This is a genomic window from Dactylosporangium sp. NPDC049742 (assembly GCF_040674675.1).
Lineage (GTDB): Bacteria > Actinomycetota > Actinomycetes > Mycobacteriales > Micromonosporaceae > Dactylosporangium > Dactylosporangium maewongense.
Genome location: NZ_JBFANF010000100.1, coordinates 1 through 15,995, shown reverse-complemented (window position 1 = coordinate 15,995; position 15,995 = coordinate 1). Strand labels below are relative to the sequence as shown.

At 74.3% G+C, this 15,995-nt stretch carries 17 protein-coding genes; 4 read left to right on the top strand and 13 right to left on the bottom strand.

What is annotated here, in order from left to right:
• The first annotated feature begins 6 nt into the window (after positions 1-6).
• On the top strand, positions 7-1,476 hold the full coding sequence (locus AB0J72_RS55335; protein ID WP_363416214.1) for a hypothetical protein: 1,470 nt from the start codon (positions 7-9) through the stop codon (positions 1,474-1,476).
• Here AB0J72_RS55335 and AB0J72_RS55330 read toward each other — a convergent pair whose 3' ends face one another.
• The 5 genes from AB0J72_RS55330 to AB0J72_RS55310 all read right to left on the bottom strand — a co-directional run bounded on the left by AB0J72_RS55330 (position 1,477) and on the right by AB0J72_RS55310 (position 4,975).
• Positions 1,477-2,331 carry a formate/nitrite transporter family protein gene (locus AB0J72_RS55330; RefSeq protein ID WP_363416211.1) on the bottom strand — a complete coding sequence of 285 codons (855 nt, stop codon included), beginning with the start codon at positions 2,329-2,331 and terminating at the stop codon, positions 1,477-1,479.
• A 171-nt stretch (positions 2,332-2,502) separates the two neighbouring features.
• Entirely contained in the window at positions 2,503-2,973 is a 471-nt protein-coding gene (locus tag AB0J72_RS55325; protein WP_363416208.1) for a hypothetical protein, read from the bottom strand.
• Positions 2,973-3,899 carry a GIY-YIG nuclease family protein gene (locus tag AB0J72_RS55320; protein WP_363416205.1) on the bottom strand — a complete coding sequence of 309 codons (927 nt, stop codon included), beginning with the start codon at positions 3,897-3,899 and terminating at the stop codon, positions 2,973-2,975. Before AB0J72_RS55320 ends, AB0J72_RS55325 begins: the two co-directional genes overlap by 1 nt.
• 31 nt (positions 3,900-3,930) lie before the next feature.
• Positions 3,931-4,341: an ATP-binding protein gene (locus AB0J72_RS55315; RefSeq protein ID WP_363416202.1), complete on the bottom strand. Its 411-nt coding sequence runs from the start codon at positions 4,339-4,341 to the stop codon at positions 3,931-3,933.
• A gap of 121 nt (positions 4,342-4,462) precedes the next feature.
• On the bottom strand, positions 4,463-4,975 hold the full coding sequence (locus AB0J72_RS55310) for a hypothetical protein (RefSeq protein ID WP_363416199.1): 513 nt from the start codon (positions 4,973-4,975) through the stop codon (positions 4,463-4,465).
• Positions 4,976-5,064: 89 nt separating this feature from the next.
• Here AB0J72_RS55310 and AB0J72_RS55305 point away from each other — a divergent pair, with 89 nt between their 5' ends.
• A complete protein-coding gene (locus tag AB0J72_RS55305) occupies positions 5,065-5,490 on the top strand; it encodes a thioesterase family protein (protein ID WP_363416197.1) in 426 nt (141 codons plus the stop codon).
• A 9-nt stretch (positions 5,491-5,499) separates the two neighbouring features.
• On the top strand, positions 5,500-8,553 hold the full coding sequence (locus tag AB0J72_RS55300) for a BTAD domain-containing putative transcriptional regulator (protein ID WP_363416193.1): 3,054 nt from the start codon (positions 5,500-5,502) through the stop codon (positions 8,551-8,553).
• An 89-nt stretch (positions 8,554-8,642) separates the two neighbouring features.
• On the opposite strand, the gene AB0J72_RS55295 is transcribed toward AB0J72_RS55300, so the two are convergent.
• From AB0J72_RS55295 to AB0J72_RS55275, 5 genes are all read right to left on the bottom strand, one after another.
• The gene (locus AB0J72_RS55295) at positions 8,643-9,272 is read right to left on the bottom strand and encodes an ATP-binding cassette domain-containing protein (RefSeq protein ID WP_363416190.1); all 630 of its coding nucleotides are present in this window, start codon (positions 9,270-9,272) and stop codon (positions 8,643-8,645) included.
• 3 nt (positions 9,273-9,275) lie between these two features.
• Positions 9,276-10,052, bottom strand: a complete 777-nt coding sequence (locus AB0J72_RS55290) for an ABC transporter permease (RefSeq protein WP_363416187.1) — start codon at positions 10,050-10,052, stop codon at positions 9,276-9,278.
• A complete protein-coding gene (locus AB0J72_RS55285) occupies positions 10,052-11,017 on the bottom strand; it encodes an ATP-binding cassette domain-containing protein (RefSeq protein WP_363416184.1) in 966 nt (321 codons plus the stop codon). The genes AB0J72_RS55290 and AB0J72_RS55285 overlap by 1 nt, the downstream gene beginning before the upstream one ends.
• Before the next feature lie 13 nt (positions 11,018-11,030).
• Complete coding sequence (locus AB0J72_RS55280; protein ID WP_363416181.1) at positions 11,031-11,693, bottom strand: DUF4097 family beta strand repeat-containing protein; 663 nt, start codon at positions 11,691-11,693, stop codon at positions 11,031-11,033.
• Positions 11,694-11,792: 99 nt separating this feature from the next.
• Positions 11,793-12,404 carry a helix-turn-helix domain-containing protein gene (locus AB0J72_RS55275; RefSeq protein ID WP_363416178.1) on the bottom strand — a complete coding sequence of 204 codons (612 nt, stop codon included), beginning with the start codon at positions 12,402-12,404 and terminating at the stop codon, positions 11,793-11,795.
• 116 nt (positions 12,405-12,520) lie between these two features.
• Here AB0J72_RS55275 and AB0J72_RS55270 point away from each other — a divergent pair, with 116 nt between their 5' ends.
• Positions 12,521-13,942, top strand: coding sequence for an MFS transporter (locus AB0J72_RS55270; RefSeq protein WP_363416175.1), 1,422 nt, complete (start codon positions 12,521-12,523; stop codon positions 13,940-13,942).
• Here the strand turns inward: AB0J72_RS55270 and AB0J72_RS55265 are convergent.
• From AB0J72_RS55265 to AB0J72_RS55255, 3 genes are all read right to left on the bottom strand, one after another.
• On the bottom strand, positions 13,912-14,493 hold the full coding sequence (locus AB0J72_RS55265; protein ID WP_363416172.1) for a hypothetical protein: 582 nt from the start codon (positions 14,491-14,493) through the stop codon (positions 13,912-13,914). The genes AB0J72_RS55270 and AB0J72_RS55265 overlap by 31 nt on opposite strands.
• A 175-nt stretch (positions 14,494-14,668) precedes the next feature.
• Entirely contained in the window at positions 14,669-15,346 is a 678-nt protein-coding gene (locus tag AB0J72_RS55260; RefSeq protein ID WP_363416169.1) for a GNAT family N-acetyltransferase, read from the bottom strand.
• A gap of 69 nt (positions 15,347-15,415) precedes the next feature.
• The coding region (locus AB0J72_RS55255; protein WP_363416166.1) for a BBE domain-containing protein at positions 15,416-15,995 on the bottom strand (580 nt) is incomplete at its 5' end.

The following is a 15,995-nucleotide window of genomic DNA, read 5'->3' as shown; positions in this document are numbered from 1 at the left end:
GGGACGATGGTGTTCCGTCGATCGAGCAGGCAGGACAGGGTCCGGCACGCATTGGCCGCCGCGGTGTACGAGGGCGACCGCCGGGCCCGGGAGCGGGTCGAGCGGTGGTGGGCCGCCGGCGGGGACGACCGCGAGAAGGTGTGGCGCGGGGCGTGGTTCCTGCTCAGCGCGGCGTCGTTCCGGTTCGGCAACCACGAGCGGCCGGCGCAGGTCGCCCCGGTGCTGGAGTTCCTGCTCGAGCCGGACCCCACCTCGGCCTACCGGCCGCAGGTCCGGCTGACCGCGTGCCTGCCGCAGACCGCCGCGGACCCGCCGAGCGGCGTGTACCAGGGCGACCCGTATGTCCAGAGCATCGTCGAGGCCGCCGTCGGGTTCCCGCACGAGCGGCTGCGGCAACGGCTGACGGACCTGCTGGCGGACACGGACCAGCCCGGACTGCTGGACGCCCTGGAGGTCGCGGTCCGGCCCTACGCGCGGCCGGGCCACCGGTTCATCGGCACCGCGCCGGCCGGGCGGGACGCGCGGCAGGACATGTGGCTCGGCGAGCAGGGGGCGCTGCTGCGCATCGTCCTGGCCAACCCCGAGCTGCCCCGCCCGCCCGCCGACCCCGGCGACGTCGACCTGGCGCTGCTCGCGGTGCTGAAGCAGCGGCAGGACCTGCTGCCCGCGTTCGACCAGGGGGCGCTCGCCGCGCGTCTCGTCGAGTACGCCGGCACCGACCTGCCCGAGGCCGCCCTCGACCTGTGCCGCCACGCGCTGCGCGGGTTCACGTCGCCGAAGGCCGTCGCGGTGGTGTGCGACCAGGCGGTCCTCGGCAACCCCGAGGCGGCCGCCGCGGCCCGCGACGCCGGCTACCGGCCCGCCTGGACGTCCGGCCTGCTGCTGCTCACCCGCCAGTTCGACGCGTACCGCGAGCACGACCCCGACGGGCGGGTCCTGCAACTGGCGTGCGCCCGCAAAGCGCCGGAGATCAGGGAGGACACCGTCGTCGGCCTGGTGCTGGCGTTCCTGGACACCGACCCGCCCGAGGACATCGCCGCGGCGGTCCGCCGGTCCCTGCGCGACCTCGGCGCGGGGACCGGCGACTCGCTGCAGGACCTCCACCGCCTGTGGATGCGCCGGGCGATCCTGGCCCGCGCGGTCAAGCTGGAGCCGGAGGCGGTCGCGGCCGTCGTCGACGCGGGCTACCTGCCCGAGGACGACGAGCCGGCCCTGCTCCCGCTGCTGTTCCTCACCGAGCAGTTCGACCGGTACGACCGGGAGGACCCCGACGGCACGAAGCTGCGCGCCGCCCTGACCGAGCGGCGGTTCCGGTACGAGCACGAGCACTTCCGGACCGTCGCGGAGCGCAACGGGCGCGACGACCCGTGGCCGCCCTACGAGCCGCCCCCGGAGCGCTACCGGTCGGGTGTGCACGTCACCACCTGGCCGAGCAGCATGGGTGGTGGCGGCCACTCGTTCGGCGGGTACCCGTAGCTACTTGACGAGGACCGGCTCCTCCTCGGCCGCCTGCTCGGCGACAGGCACGCGGCGGGAGGCGCCGGTGCGGGCGTGCGTCGAGTAGACGGTGAGGCCGACGAACGTGATGCCGCCGACGAGGTTGCCGATGACGGTCGGGATCTCGTTCCAGATGAAGTAGTCCGCGATCGAGAAGTCGCCGCCGAGCATCAGCCCGGACGGGAAGAGGAACATGTTGACGATGGAGTGCTCGAAGCCCATGTAGAAGAAGACCAGGATCGGCATCCACATGCCGATGACCTTGCCGGACACGCTGCTGGAGATCATCGCGGCGACGACGCCGGTCGAGACCATCCAGTTGCACAGGACGCCGCGGATGAAGAGGGTGAGCATGCCCGCGGCACCGTGGTCGGCGTAGCCGACCGTCCGGCTCTCACCGATCTTGCCGAGCGCCTGGCCGACGGCGTTCGGCTCGACCGTGAACGCGTAGGTGAAGATCACCGCCATCATCACGGCGACGGTCAGCGCGCCGGCGAAGTTGCCGACGAAGACCAGCCCCCAGTTGCGCAGCACGCCGCGTAAACGCACCCCGGGCCGCTTGTCGATCAGCGCGAGCGGCACCAGCGTGAACACCCCCGTCAGCAGGTCGAAGCCCAGCAGGTACAGCAGGCAGAACCCGACCGGGAAGAGCAGGGCGCCGACGATCGGCTGGCCCGTCTGCACGGTGACCGTGACCGCGAACGCGGCGGCGAGGCAGAGGATCGCACCCGCCATGTACGCCCGGATCAGCGTGTCCCGGGTGGACATGAAGACCTTCGCCTCACCGGCGTCGATCATCTTCTTGGCGAGTTCAGGTGGGGTCACATACGACACAGCGTTGCTCCTCCGGGGCGGCTCAGGGATGGATCAGGGGGCGCCGCAGGCTTGATTGCTCGGACGTTTCCGGTGCGGGTCGAGTCTGCGGAGTGCCTGTTACCAACATGTTGCGCGCTCGAAAGCCCCGGGTCACGTCGCGCTCACAGACGGCGCACACCCAGTGCGACTTCAGTTCTCCAGCGTCGCCCGGAGGCGGTCGACGGCGCGCAGGATCTCCGCGCGGTGCTTCGCCGCGGTCATCCACGCCGGCAGCCGAGCGACCAGCGTCAACCCGCCCGGGCCGGGGCCGCGCTCGCGCAGCTTCGCGCCGACGAAGCCGTCGAGGATGTCCAGGTGCCGCCGGTTGAACGCCCACAGGACCCGCCCGCCGCAGCACTCGGCGCGCAACCACAGCGGCCCGCCGAAGAACGGGTCGACCGGGCCGCCCCACACGGAGGTCGCCCCGGGCGGCTCCCACGCGGCGGCGTAGCCGCAGGCGGCGCACGTCAGCCGGCGCGGCCACGACGCCACCCACCGGCTCCCGGTGGGCCGTGCGGCGTTCACGGCACGGCCGCCGCAGCGCGGGCACCCCACCAGGATGTCGTCCGCCGCCAGCTCGTACAGGCTGACCTGCGGATCCTGGAAGCGCGGCCGGTCCATCAGCGGGCGTGCGCGACGGCCAGCCGGCTCGCCAGCTCGGCGCTGCGGGCCGCGAACGGTGCCCAGGCCGCCGGCGTCCGCTCCAGGAACCGCTGCGCGTTGGCCTCCCGGCAGTCGCGCTGCGTCCAGGTGCACAGCCGGCCGCCCTTGACGTGGAAACGGACCAGGAGGTCGTCGGCCCAGCCGTACACCTCGCAGTCGGCGGCGCCGTCGACCGTCACCTTCTGCTCCGCGACGAGCCAGTCGATCGCCTCGAGCTCCTCCTGTACGCGCTGCGCCACCTCGAACGCGAGACCCTCCGACGCCCGGTCCCGCTGCCGTGTGAGCAGCTCCCGCACCGCGTCGATCGCGGCCCGCTCCCGCCGCAGCACCCCGGCCGTGGTGGCGACGAGGGTGTCGCGGTCGGCGGCGTCGACGCCGCGGATCCGGGCCATGTCGCGCTCGGAGCCGGTGAGCCGGTCGCCGGTGTACCCGAGCGGCAGCACCCGGCCCAGCCCGTTGAGCGCCAGCCGCGCCTTCGTCCCGCCCAGGTACGGGCCGAACACGTCCTGCGCATCGGGCGCGAAGGGTCCGTAGTCGACGACCAGCCGCGGCACCCCGCCGCGGCGGTCGAGGCGCAGGTAGATCGGCACCTCCAGGCCGCCGCGGATCCGGTTCCAGCGCGGCTTCGACCGCTCCAGCAGGTTGCGCTCCAGCCAGGCCGCCTCGTGCACCGAGTCGCACGCGACCGCCTCGACCCGCACGATCTGCGTCACCATCCGCTTGAGGTGCCGCCGGCCGCGCAGGTCCGACCAGTACGAGCCGACCCGCTGCCGCAGGTCGGTGGCGCGCCCGATGTACAGCACCTTGCCGTTCTCGTCGCGGAACCGGTACACACCGGGCGTCTTCGGCAGGCTCGCCACCGCCGCCCGCGCCGCCGTCGTCACGCCCGGCATCCTACGGTCCCCAGCTGGGCGGTCACCGCCAGGTGAGCTGCTTGGTGAAGCGCAGCAGCGTCCCGGTCCCGTCGACCGACACGACGTCGAGCCCGTCCACCACGGCCGCGACCAGCTGCAGCCCCCGCCCCGAGTCCGACCACAGGTCGCCGGGCCGCACGCCGGCCGGGTCGAAGCCGCCGCCGTCGTCGGTCACCTCGATCACGCAGCGGTCGCCGTCCACGGTCACATCGACGTGGTACGTCGTGGCGAGGCCGGCGTGCTCGATGACGTTGGTGCACGCCTCGGTCAGCGCCAGCCGGATGTCGTCGCGGCAATCCTGCTCGACGCCCGCCCCGGCCAGGGCACCATCCAGCATGCGGCGGGTCTGCCCCACCCGTGCCGACTCCCGCGGCAGATCCAGCGACATCTGCAGATACACCGCGTCGGTCATGAGCTCGCTCCCGCCTCGTCCGGATGCCGCACGGGGTACCCCATGAACGCCCACCCGTAACGGCCAACGATCGCGACGGCCGGTTCGTCGCCGGGTCGGGGGCGGAAAAACCCCGCCGCGGTCAGGGCAGCCAGGCCATGACCCGGGCGGAGGCGTCCAGGCCGTCGGCCGGGACCAGCTTCGCGGTGCGGGCGGCGAGGTCGACGATGACGATCTGCTTGTCGACGACCGCGGCGAGCACCTCGGCGTCCTTCACCGGCTGCCAGGTCTGCGGGTCGTCGTACAGGCGGACGTCGATGCCACCCGCAGGCAGGGTGACGATCGGCTCGGCGCCGATCGCCCTGGTCGCGGGGTCGATGGACTGGAACGTGCGCTGCTCCATCGTGTACAGCAGCGGGCGGCAGCTGCCGGGGGCGAAGAGCACGCTGTGGGTGCCACCGGTGGTGCCGGCGAGCGCGACGTCGGAGCCGGTGAAGATCCCGGCCTTGCTCAGCTCGGCGTCGCCGGTGCGCTCCCGCAGGTGCAGCGCATCCTTGGTGGAGCCGGCCGTGGCCGCGACCCGCTTGCCGCACTCGGCGGTGGGGTGCCACATGCTCGGCGAGTCCACCAGCTTCGGGGTCTTGCCACCGAGCACCGCGACCGTCGTGGTGTCGGCCTTGATGACGGGTGCCGTGGCGGTGATGTCGAGCCGCCGGGCGCGGGCATGCGGCAGGATCGTCCGTCATGGACGCGTTCGTCATGCCGTGGAAGGCGCGCTACTTCGAGGTCGACCAGCAGGGCGTCGTCTTCAACGCCTGGTACCTGACCTGGTTCGACGAGGCCATGACCGGCTACCTGGCCCACCACGGGCTGGACGGGGAGACGCTGGCCCGTGAGGGCCTCGACTTCCAGCTCGTCCGCTCCGAGATCGACTGGCGCTCCGGCGTCCGCTGGGGCGAGGCCGTCGAGCTCACCGTCCGCCCCGGCCGGATCGGCACCACCAGCTTCGACATCCACTTCACCGTCCGCCGCGACGGCGTCGAGACCTGCGCCGCGAAGATCGTGTATGTCACCGTCGCCCCCGACGGCTCCGGCAAACGCCCCGTGCCCGCCGCGCTGCGGAGCGTGCTGTGCGCACCTCACGGCATCGATGAAGCCGGGTCTGGTTAGCTTTGCGCCGTGCGAATTGCCGTCCTTGGTCCACTTGAGGTCCATACGCCGGCCGGGACGCCGGTGGAGATCGCCGGGGTACGGCTGCGGATGCTGGTCGCCCGGCTGGCGCTCGAGGCGGGCCGGCCGGTGTCGGCGGAGCTGCTGATCGACGACCTGTGGGGCGAGGACGCGCCGGCCGGGGCGGCGGCCGCGCTGCAGGGGCTCGTGTCCCGGCTGCGGCGGGCGCTGGGCGACGCCGGGGGCGTGGAGCTCGTCGCCGGCGGGTACCGGCTGACGGTGCGGCGGGAGGACGTCGACGCGCACCGGTTCGAGGACCTCGCCGCGCAGGGCCGGCGGGAAGCGCCCGCGCAGGCGGCCGTCACCCTCGACGCGGCGCTCGGCCTGTGGCGGGGCGCGGCACTGACGGACCTGCAGGACGCGCCGTTCGCGCGGACCGTCGCCGCCGGGCTGCACGAGCGCCGGCGCGACGTCGCCACGGACCTGTTCGAGGCGGAGCTGGAGCTGGGCCGGCCCGCCGAGGTGCTGCCGCGGCTGGGCGCCCTGGCCGCCGAGCACCCGCTGAGCGAGCGCCTCGCCGGGCTGCGGATGCAGGCCCTGGCCGCGACCGGCCGCCAGAGCGACGCCCTCGCCGTGTACGAGGAGATCCGCGGACGGCTCGGCGACGAGCTCGGCGTCGACCCGGGCGCCGCGCTGAAGGAGCTGCACCTGGCGCTGCTGCGCGGCGAGATGGAGCTGCCGGCCAAGCGGGCCGGGACGGTCGCGCCGAGCCGGCTGCCGGCGCAGCTCACCAGCTTCGTCGGCCGGGACGCGGAGCTGGCGCAGCTCGCCGCGCTTCTGGACGCCAACCGGCTCGTCACCGTCGTCGGTCCCGGCGGCGCCGGCAAGACGCGGCTGGTGCTGGAGGCCGCGAGGGGCGGACGGGCTCGGGTGTGGTTCGTGTCCCTCGCCGCGGTCAGCGACCCCGACCACCTCGCCGACGCCGTCGTCGCCGCCCTCAACGCCTCCGACGGCCGGCTCTACGAGGGCGGCCACACCACCCTGGACCGGGTCGTGGAGCTGCTCGACGTCGGCGACGCCGTGATGCTGCTGGACAACTGCGAGCACCTCGTCGACGCCGCCGCCGAGCTCGCCGACCACCTCCTGACCCGGCTGCCGCGGCTGCGGGTCCTCGCCACCAGCCGCGAGCCCCTCGCCATCACCGGCGAGGCGCTGTGCCACCTCGGGCCCCTCGACGTGCCCCGCGACTCGGTGGAGCCCGAGGAGGCCGCCCGGGCGGCGGCGGTGCGGCTCTTCGTGGACCGCGCGGCCACGGTGCGGCCCGGGTTCGCGCTCGACGAGTCGACGGTCGACCACGTGGTGGAGATCTGCTGGCGGCTCGACGGGATGCCGCTCGCGCTGGAGCTCGCCGCCGCGAAGCTGCGGTCGATGAGCGTGGACCAGATCGCCCGCCGGCTCGACGACCGGTTCCGCCTGCTCAGCTCCGGCAGCCGGTCCGCGCTCCCCCGCCAGCGCACCCTCCTCGCCGTCGTCGAATGGAGCTGGGACCTGCTCGAGGAGCCGGAGCGGGTCCTCGCCCGCCGGCTGGCGGCCTTCCCCGGCGGCGCGACCACGGCGGCCCTGGAAGCGGTCTGCGCCGACGGTACGCTGCCCGCCCGCGACATCTTCTACGTGCTCGACGCGCTGGTGGAGAAGTCGATCGCCGGGCGGTCCGGCGACCGGTACCAGATGCTGGAGACGGTCCGCGCGTACGCGCTGACCCGCCAGGATGGCGACGACATCGGCGAGCGGTTCCGCCGCTACTACCGGGACCTCGCCGAGGCGCACGACCCGCTGCTGCGCACCCGGGACCAGCTCGCGGCGATCGCGGTCTTCGACGCCGAGCACGACAACCTCGCGCACGCGCTGCGGCTGGCCGTGGACGCCGGCGACACGGCGACGGCCGAGCGGTTCGTCGGCGCGATGTTCTGGTACTGGGGCATGAGCGGCATGACGGCCCAGTTCGAGACGTACCTCCGCTACGGCGGCGCGCTGCCGCAGCAGGCCCGGACGGCGTTCGGGGTGGTGCGGGCCAGCATGGACGTCGACTCGGCCGGCGCCCGCGAGTTCCACCCCGCGCGGCCGCTGATGCGCATGACGCAGCTGGCGCACACCACCGAGGAGTCCGACCTGCTCGAGGCGCTGGACTCGGCCGACCCGTGGATCCGGGCGAGCGCGCACTGGGCGAAGGACTTCCTGCTCACCGAGGAGGGCGACCTGCGCTCCGGCGCCGCGTCCCGGCGGGCCGCCCTCGAAGGGTTCGAGGCGGTCGGCGACCGCTGGGGGCTCGTGCTGAGCCTGCTGCCGCTGGGCCGCGACCACTCGCTGCGGCGCGAGCACGGCCCGGCGATCGCCGCGTTCGAGCGGGCCGTCGTGCTCAGCTCCGAGCTCGGCGTCGAGGACTACCTGTACCTGAGCCGGGCGCGGCTGGCCCGGGAGCGCCGGCGCAGCGGGGACATCGACGGCGCGCTGCGCGACATCGGGGCGGCGCAGCGCCGGGCCCGCGAGCGCGGCCACCGCCGGATGGAGGTCAACATCCTGGTCGGCCTCGCCAACGTGCACCGCCTCGCCGGCGACCTCGCGCGGGCCGACCGGACCCTCGACGAGCTGGAGGCACTGGTGCGGCGCGGCGCCATCCCCGAGCCGCTGGCCCGCGACCTCATCGTCAGCACCCGGCTGGAGAACCGGCTCGCCGAGGGGGACGTGGCGCGGGCCGCGGCGCTGCTGCCCGAGGCGGTCGCGTCGCTCGTCGCGCAGGGCTACAGCGCGGGCCTGGCGTGGGCGGCCGAGCTGCTCGCCGGGCTCCTCGCGCTGCGGGACCGGCCCGGGGACGCGGCCGCGGCGCTCGGCATGAGCGAGGCGATCCGCGGCGAGTTCGACCACGGCGAGCCCGAGCTGCGCGCCCTCGCCGACCGGCTGACCGCCCGGCTCGGCGCGGACGGCTACGCGGAGGCGTACCGCCGCGGCGCCGGCACGCCGAGACCCGACGCGATCGCCCGGGTCGTCGCCCTCGCCACCGGCTGAACCGCCGGCCGAACCACCGGCTGAACCGTCAGCCGAACCACCAGCCGAACCACCAGCCGAAGCACCGGCTGGCCGCCGGTCTCAGGGGGTCATCCCGGCGACCCGGTGAGCGCGGCGAGGACCTCGTCGAGGGTGGGCCGGCGCAGGCCCAGCTCGTCGGCGGTGACGCCGGCCGCGTCCAGCCGCCGCACCAGCGCCGACAGCAGCATCGGGTCGGTGGCCGGCACGGTGAGCAGGCCACCGGAGTCGCGGGCCGGGACGGCGCCGGTCAGCTCGGTGAGGATCCGGGTGATCGCGTCCGTGTCGGCCGGCACCGACGGGTGGACGTGCAGGATCTGGCCGCCGACGCGCCGCCGCAGCTCCCCCGGCCGGACCTCGGCGAGCACGCGGCCCCGGTCCAGCACCACGATCCGGTCGGCGAACCGCTCGGCCTGCGCGGGGTCCCGCGTCGTGAACAGCACCGTGCCGGCCCGGTCCAGGTCACCGGCGGGGTCGGCGGCGGGCTCGTCGAGCAGCAGGACCGGCGCGGCCGTCTTCGTCCAGCCGGCATCAGGTCGTACCGACGCCGCCAGCACCGCCAGGAGGGTCGTCTTGCCTGCCCCGGCGGGGCCGAGGACGGCGGTGACCTGTCCGGCGGTGACCCGCAGGTCCACCCCGTCCAGCGCCACCGCGTCCCCGAACCGTTTGACCAGACCGCCGGCCTCGATCGCGTACCGCATCGCTTACTGCGCGTCGCCGTTGAACTTCGAGGTCGACCAGAAGTAGCCGAGCACCGCGAGCCCGGCGCACCAGGCGACCGCCAGCCAGCCGTTGTAGCCGATGCCGGTGCCGAGCAGGAGGCCGCGGAGGGTCTCGATGGCCGGCGTGAACGGCTGGTACTTCGCGATCGGCTGGAACCAGCCGGGCATGGCGTGGATCGGCACGAACGCGCTGGACAGCAGCGGCAGCAGGATCAGCGGCAGCGCGTTGTTGCTGGCCGCCTCGGCGCTCGGGCTGATCAGGCCCATCCCGACCGCGATCCAGGTGACCGCCAGGGCGAAGAGCACCAGCAGCCCGAACGCGGCCAGCCACTCCAGGACCGAGGCGTCCGTGGACCGGAAGCCGATCGCGACGCCGACGGCGCCGACGAGCACCACGCTCGCCACCGACTGCAGGACGCTGCCGATGACGTGGCCGATGAGGACGGCGCCGCGGTGGATCGCCATCGTGCGGAAGCGGGCGATGATGCCCTCGGTCATGTCGTTGGAGACGGAGACCGCGGTGCCGATGACGGTGCTGCCGATGGTCATGAGCAGCAGGCCGGGCAGCAGGTAGGCGATGTACTCCGAGCGGCCGCCGCCGATCCCGGCGCCCATGACGTCGCCGAAGATGTACACGAACAGCAACAGCAGCATGATCGGGGTGAGCAGCAGGTTCAGGGTCAGCGACGGGTAGCGGCGCGCGTGCAGCAGGTTGCGGCGCAGCATCGTGCCGGAGTCCCGGACGGCGAAGGCGTTCATCACACAGTCTCCTTGTTGGTGGTGTGGGCGCTGGTGCGGGCGTCGCCGGTCAGGGCGAAGAACACGTCGTCGAGGTCGGGCGTGTGGACGGTCAGCTCGTCGGCCTCGACGTCGGCGGCGTCGAGCCGGTCGAGGATGGACCGGAGGTCCCGCTGGCTGCCGTCGCTCGCGATCTGCAGCGCGAGGGACTCGTCGTCGCGGGCGGCGTCGCGCAGCGCCAGGCCCGCCGCCTGGTAGGCGACCGGGTCGGTGAAGCGGAGCCGGACGTGCCCGCCGGGGACGAGCCGCTTCAGCTCGCCGGCGGTGCCCTCGGCGACGATCTTCCCGCCGTGCAGCACCGCGATCCGGTCGGCGAGCTGGTCGGCCTCCTCCAGGTACTGAGTGGTGAGGAAGACGGTGGCGCCGTCGTCGACGAGCTCCCGGATGATCTGCCACATGTTGTGCCGGCTGCGCGGGTCGAGGCCGGTGGTGGGCTCGTCGAGGAAGATGACCCGCGGGTGGCCGACCAGGGTCATGGCGAGGTCGAGGCGGCGCTTCATGCCGCCGGAGTAGGTGGAGGCGGGCTTCTGCGCCGCGTCGGTGAGCGCGAACCGCTCCAGCAGCTGCGCGGCGGTCCGCCGGCCGTCCCGCTTGGACAGGTGGTGCAGGTCCGCCATGAGCAGCATGTTCTCCTCGCCGGTGATCAGCCCGTCGACGGCGGAGAACTGGCCGGTGACGCCGATCGCGGCGCGCACGGCCTGCGGGTCGGCGGCGAGGTCGTGACCGCCGACCCGGATGCCGCCGGAGCCCGGGCCGGGCGAGACGAGCGTGGAGAGGATCTTGACGGCGGTGGTCTTGCCGGCGCCGTTCGGTCCGAGCAGGGAGAAGATCGTGCCGGCGGGGACCTCGAGGTCGACGCCGTCGAGCACGAGCTTGTCGCCGTAGGACTTGCGCAGCCCGTGCGCCGCGATGGCCAGGTTCGTCATGGTGGTGCTCCTTCTACAGGCTGTGGGCGGCGATGTCGCCGGTGGCGGTGGTGGCGCGGATGGTCAGGTCGGCGGTGCCGGTGTTCCTCAGCGCGTTGTGGATGCGGCCGTGGCTGGTGCCGGCGTCCAGGGCGGCGGACACGCCCGGCGCGGCGCCGACCGTCACGTCGCCGGCCTGGGTGCGCAGCACGACCTCGCCGCGGACGGCCTCGGTGATGCGGATGTCGCCCTTGGCGGTGCTGATCTGCGCGGGGCCGTTGAGGCGGCCGACGCTGACGTCGCCGGCGAGCGTGGTGAGCCGGACGCTGCCGACCTCGTCGAGGTCGACCGCGCCGTGCGCGCCGTCGTAGGCGACGTCGCCGAACCGGCCGGCGGCCCGCAGGTCGGCGCTGGCCGCCTTCACCTCGAGCCGGGACCCGGCCGGCAGCTGGACGGTCACGTCGACGGAGCCGGACGCCCCGAGGATCTGGTGCCCGGCGTCGGCCTCGATCCGCAGGACGCCGTCGGCGTACTCGACGGTCGTCCGCTCGGCGATCTTGACGTCGCGGCCCTTGGCGGCGTCGGCCGGCAGCACCTCGACGGTCGTGTCGGCGCGCTCGCCGGCGATGAACCGCACGCGGCCGGCGGGGATGTCGAGGACTGCGGAGATGGGGGCGGGGGTGTCGAACGTCTGCATGGTGGGCTCGCTTCCCTGGTCCGGGTGCCCGCCGTTGTGGCGTGCATGAGGACCATCGCGAGCCCCGCTGACAGCGCACTGACAGCGCGCAGATCCCGGCTACCGCAGCCAGCGGTCCAGCTCGGCCAGGAGGCCGTCCACCTGCGGATACAGCGCGTCAGCGAGGTCAGCGGGCGACTCGCCGTCGCGGGTGCGGCGACCAGACTCGCTGATGAGGATCTGGAAGACGCCGGCGAGGGCGATCCCCTGCAGGCGGGCGACCGCCGGCGCGACGTCCGACGTCTCGGCGATGGCGGCGGCGAGCGCGGTGGCCTGCCGGTCGCTCATCTCCAGGGCGAGCCGGTGGACGGCGGGGCTGATCGCCGCCAGATACCCGAGGTTGCCGCGGGCGAGCTCGGCCGGCATGTCTCGGATCGCCGCCACCGTCTCCAGGACGAAGCCGCGGACCGCGGCGGCCGGGCTGGTCCCCGCCGGCCGGGCCCGGATCAGCTCGCCGAGCTGGTCCTGTATCTGCTGCTCGCGGTCGGTGACCAGGTGCTCCTTGGTCGGGAAGTAGTTGTAGAGCGTCTGCTCCGCCACCTCCGCCGCGCGGGCGACCTCGCTCACCGTCACCCGCTCATAGCCGCGCTCCGCGAAGAGCCGGGCGGCGGTCTCGGCGATGAGCCGGCGCGTGCGCGCCTTCTTCAGGTCACGGAGCCCGGTGCCAGCCATGCCTGAAGTGTACCGCACCACATTTCTAGGGTGCGCACTAAGTTTGTATTACGCTCTACACATGGCCCCCCACCTCGCTCCGCCAGGCGTGGCCCGCTCTGACCGGGCTCGCCGCCGTGTTCCTGTTCGAGATGCTCGACAACTCGATCCTCACCGTCGCGCTGCCCACCATCGGCCGCGACCTGCACGCCTCCACCGTCGCGCTGCAGTGGGTCACCGGCGCGTACTCCGTCGCGTTCGGCGGGCTGATGCTGGCCTTCGGCGCCGTCGCCGACCGGTTCGGCCGCCGCCGCGTCATGCTCGCCGGCCTGGCCCTGCTCGGCGCCGCGAGCCTGGCGACGACGCTGGTCACGACCGCCGGGCAGCTCATCGCCGTCCGGGCGGTCATGGGCGTCGCCGCGGCGATGACGACCCCCGGCTCCGCCGCCCTCGCCTTCCGGCTGTTCGACGACGACCGCCTGCGCGTGCGCGCGATGACCCTCATCTCGACCGTCGGCCTGGCCGGCCTCGCGGTCGGCCCCTCCCTGGGCGGCTTCGTGCTCGCCGCCCTGCCCTGGCAGACGCTCCTGCTGGTCAACGCGCCCATCGCGGTGCTCGCCATCGCCGGGGTCCGGGCCGGCATCGCCCCGGACACGCCGGCCGGGCTGCACCGCGACCCGGTCGACGTCCCCGGCGCGCTCCTCGGCACAGCCACGATCGTGCTGACGCTGCTCACGCCGACCCTGTTCGTCGAGGACGGCCCGCGGGCCGGGTGGGCGGCGACCGCCGGGGCCGTCGCCGCGGCGACCCTGTTCGCCGTGCGGGAGCGGACCGCCCGGCACCCGCTGCTCGACCTGCGCCTCGTCGCCCACCCGCTGGTGTCGAGCGGCCTGGCGTACAAGGCCGCCGCGGGGCTGGCGACGGCCGGCCTCGGCTACATGGTGACCCTCGACCTCCAGCTCGGCCGGGGCTGGACGCCCGCGCACGCCGCGCTCGGCATGCTGCCGCAGGTCGCCGTCCTCATCGCGGGCGGGCTGTTCGTCGACCCGTTCGTGCGGCGGGCCGGCCTCGAGCGGGCCGCCTGGATCAGCGCCACCTCGGTCGTGGCCGGGCTCGCCGTCTTCACCCTCCTGCACGGCGCCGGCTACGTGTTCGTCGCCGCCGCGCTGGTACTGGTCGCCGCCGGCCTCCGCGTCGTCGGCGTCGTCGCCGGCGTGAACGTGCTGCGCGGCCTGCCGCCGGAGCGGACCACGATCGGCGCGGCCCTCACCGACACCGCCACCGAGGTGACCTCCGGCGCGGGCGTCGCGGTCACCGGCACCATCCTCGCCGCCCTCTTCACCGGCACCATCACCGCACCGCACTGGACCGCCGCGCAGACCGCCCAGTTCGACGAGGCGGTCACCGTCGCCGGCCTGACGCTGACGACGGCCGCCGCCGCCCTCGTCGGCTGGGCCCTCCTGCGCACCCGCCGCGCCGCCACACCCTCAGCACCGCCCCGCTCCGCCGGTGCCAGCGGGCAGCCTGCTCACGCCAGCGGGCCGTCGCGGAACGGGTAGTGCTCCGGGTACAGCCGCTTCAGCCGCCGCGTCGCGATCCAGGCGACGATCGTGATCGACAGCGGCCCGCCCAGCACCGTGACCAGCCAGACCGGGTGCGGCATCCCCACCGGCTGCGCGCCGCGCAGGGCCAGCGCGCCGAAGATCCAGGCGGTGATCGTCGAGGTGATCGGCGCCAGCAGCGGATGCCCGTCGTCGGCGCGGAAGAGGCCGGTGACGACCAGCCAGATCGACTTGAAGAACCAGATCACCGGCAGGATCAGGATCAGGAAGTTCACGATGCCGGGCAGGCGGGCGTCCAGCCAGGGGAACGCGACGCTGAAGCTCCAGAAGTAGCCCACGAAGACCACCACCGTGCCGATCGGCCACAGCAGCTGACGGGCGGTGGCGAGCCGGGCGCCCCGCCGCGCGACCGCGACGAGGGCCAGGCTCACCACCACGGACACCCCGATGCCCGCCACGGCCGTCAGGATCGTGGACAGCGCGATCTCGCCGAGCCGTCTCCCGTCCGCTGGTGAGCCGAGCGTGGCACGGCGGTTGCGGACAGTCATCGGGCGACGGGTCACCGCCCGGCGGCCGCCCGGCTCGGGCGGCTCGCCTCCACGGCTCGCCGGAGCGGCCGACCGGTGTGCGGCGACCACCGCGACGGCGGTGGACGTCTGGAACATCGCGACCGGGCGATGTCGCACCGGCGGATGCCCGTCCCGCCGCCACGGGGGTACACGGTCAGGGCACGCGGTAGCCGTGGAACCGGACGGGCCGGCGGACCACGAAGCCGAGCCGTTCGTACACCCGGATCGCGCCGGTGTTGCTCGACGCGACGTGCAGGAACGGACGCTCGCCACGCGCGGTGATCCGGTCGATCGCCGCCCTCGTCACATGCGCGGCGAGGCCACGGCCGCGGGCGTGCGGCGCGGTGCACACGGCGCTGATCTCGGTCCATCCCGGCGGCCGGAGCCGCTCGCCGGCCATGGCGACCAGCGCGCCGTCCTCGCGCACGCCGTGAAACGCCCCGAGCTCGGCGGTCCGCGCCCAGAACGGCCCGGGGCGCGCCTGCTCGGTGAGCGCCAGCATGTCCTCCACGTCGCCCGGACCGAGCTCCACCACCCCGTCGGCGGGAGCTTCCGGCAGCGCCCGGTCGAGGACCATCTGGAACCCGTCCAGCTCGAACACCGGCTCCCACGACGCCGGAGGCGTGACGTCGGCGCTGAACAGGTCGGCGAACCCGCCGCTGCCCAGCAGCTTCGCCAGGTCGTCCCAGTCGGCCGGCGCCGGCCGCACGGGCACCGCCACGAACGTCGAGACGCCCTCCTGGTACGTCGCGGCGTCGCCGACCCGCCGGGCAAGGTGCGCGTGCGCGCCAAGCAGCGACTGCCCCACCGGATCGTCGAGCACTTCCAGCATGTTGCCCCCTCGTCGTGGACGATCATCCTGTCAGGCCCGCGACCCACGGTGAGAACCCGGCACCGTGATCTACAGGGCGCCGAAGCAGCCGTCCGGGTCGTACACCGCCTTGACGGCCCGCAGGCGGGGCAGGTTGGCGCCGAAGTACGCCTCGGCGGCGTCGGGCAGGTCCGGGTCGGGGAAGTTCTGGTACACGCCACCGGACCGCCACGGCGCGGGCAGCCGGTAGGAGCCGTCCAGCCACCGCAGCGCCTCGGGTGCGGACCCCGGGTCGGCGGTGGCGACGTGGTGCACCAGGAACCGCTCGCCGCGGTGGACGAACGCGGTGGCGTGCGGCGCGACACGGTTGTAGGCGCCGCCCATCGGCATGAGGTCCAGGGTCCGCGACTGTCCCGGGCGGCGGTCCTCGAACAGCTGCCGGAGCAGCGCGTCGACCGCCGCGCCGGGCAGCGGGCGGGCGAAGAACCCGGACCTGCTGAACGTGTGCCGGCCGGTGTGGTCCGCGCCGGCGGCCAGCAGCCGCTTCGTCTCGCGGTGCGACGCCGCCCGCCGCTCGTCGGAAGCGGGCGCGGCGCCGACCAGCGCGACGCACTCGTCGAGGACGGCGGCGGCCGCGGCCGGCGGGCCCGCCCTCGTGCCCACCACCGAC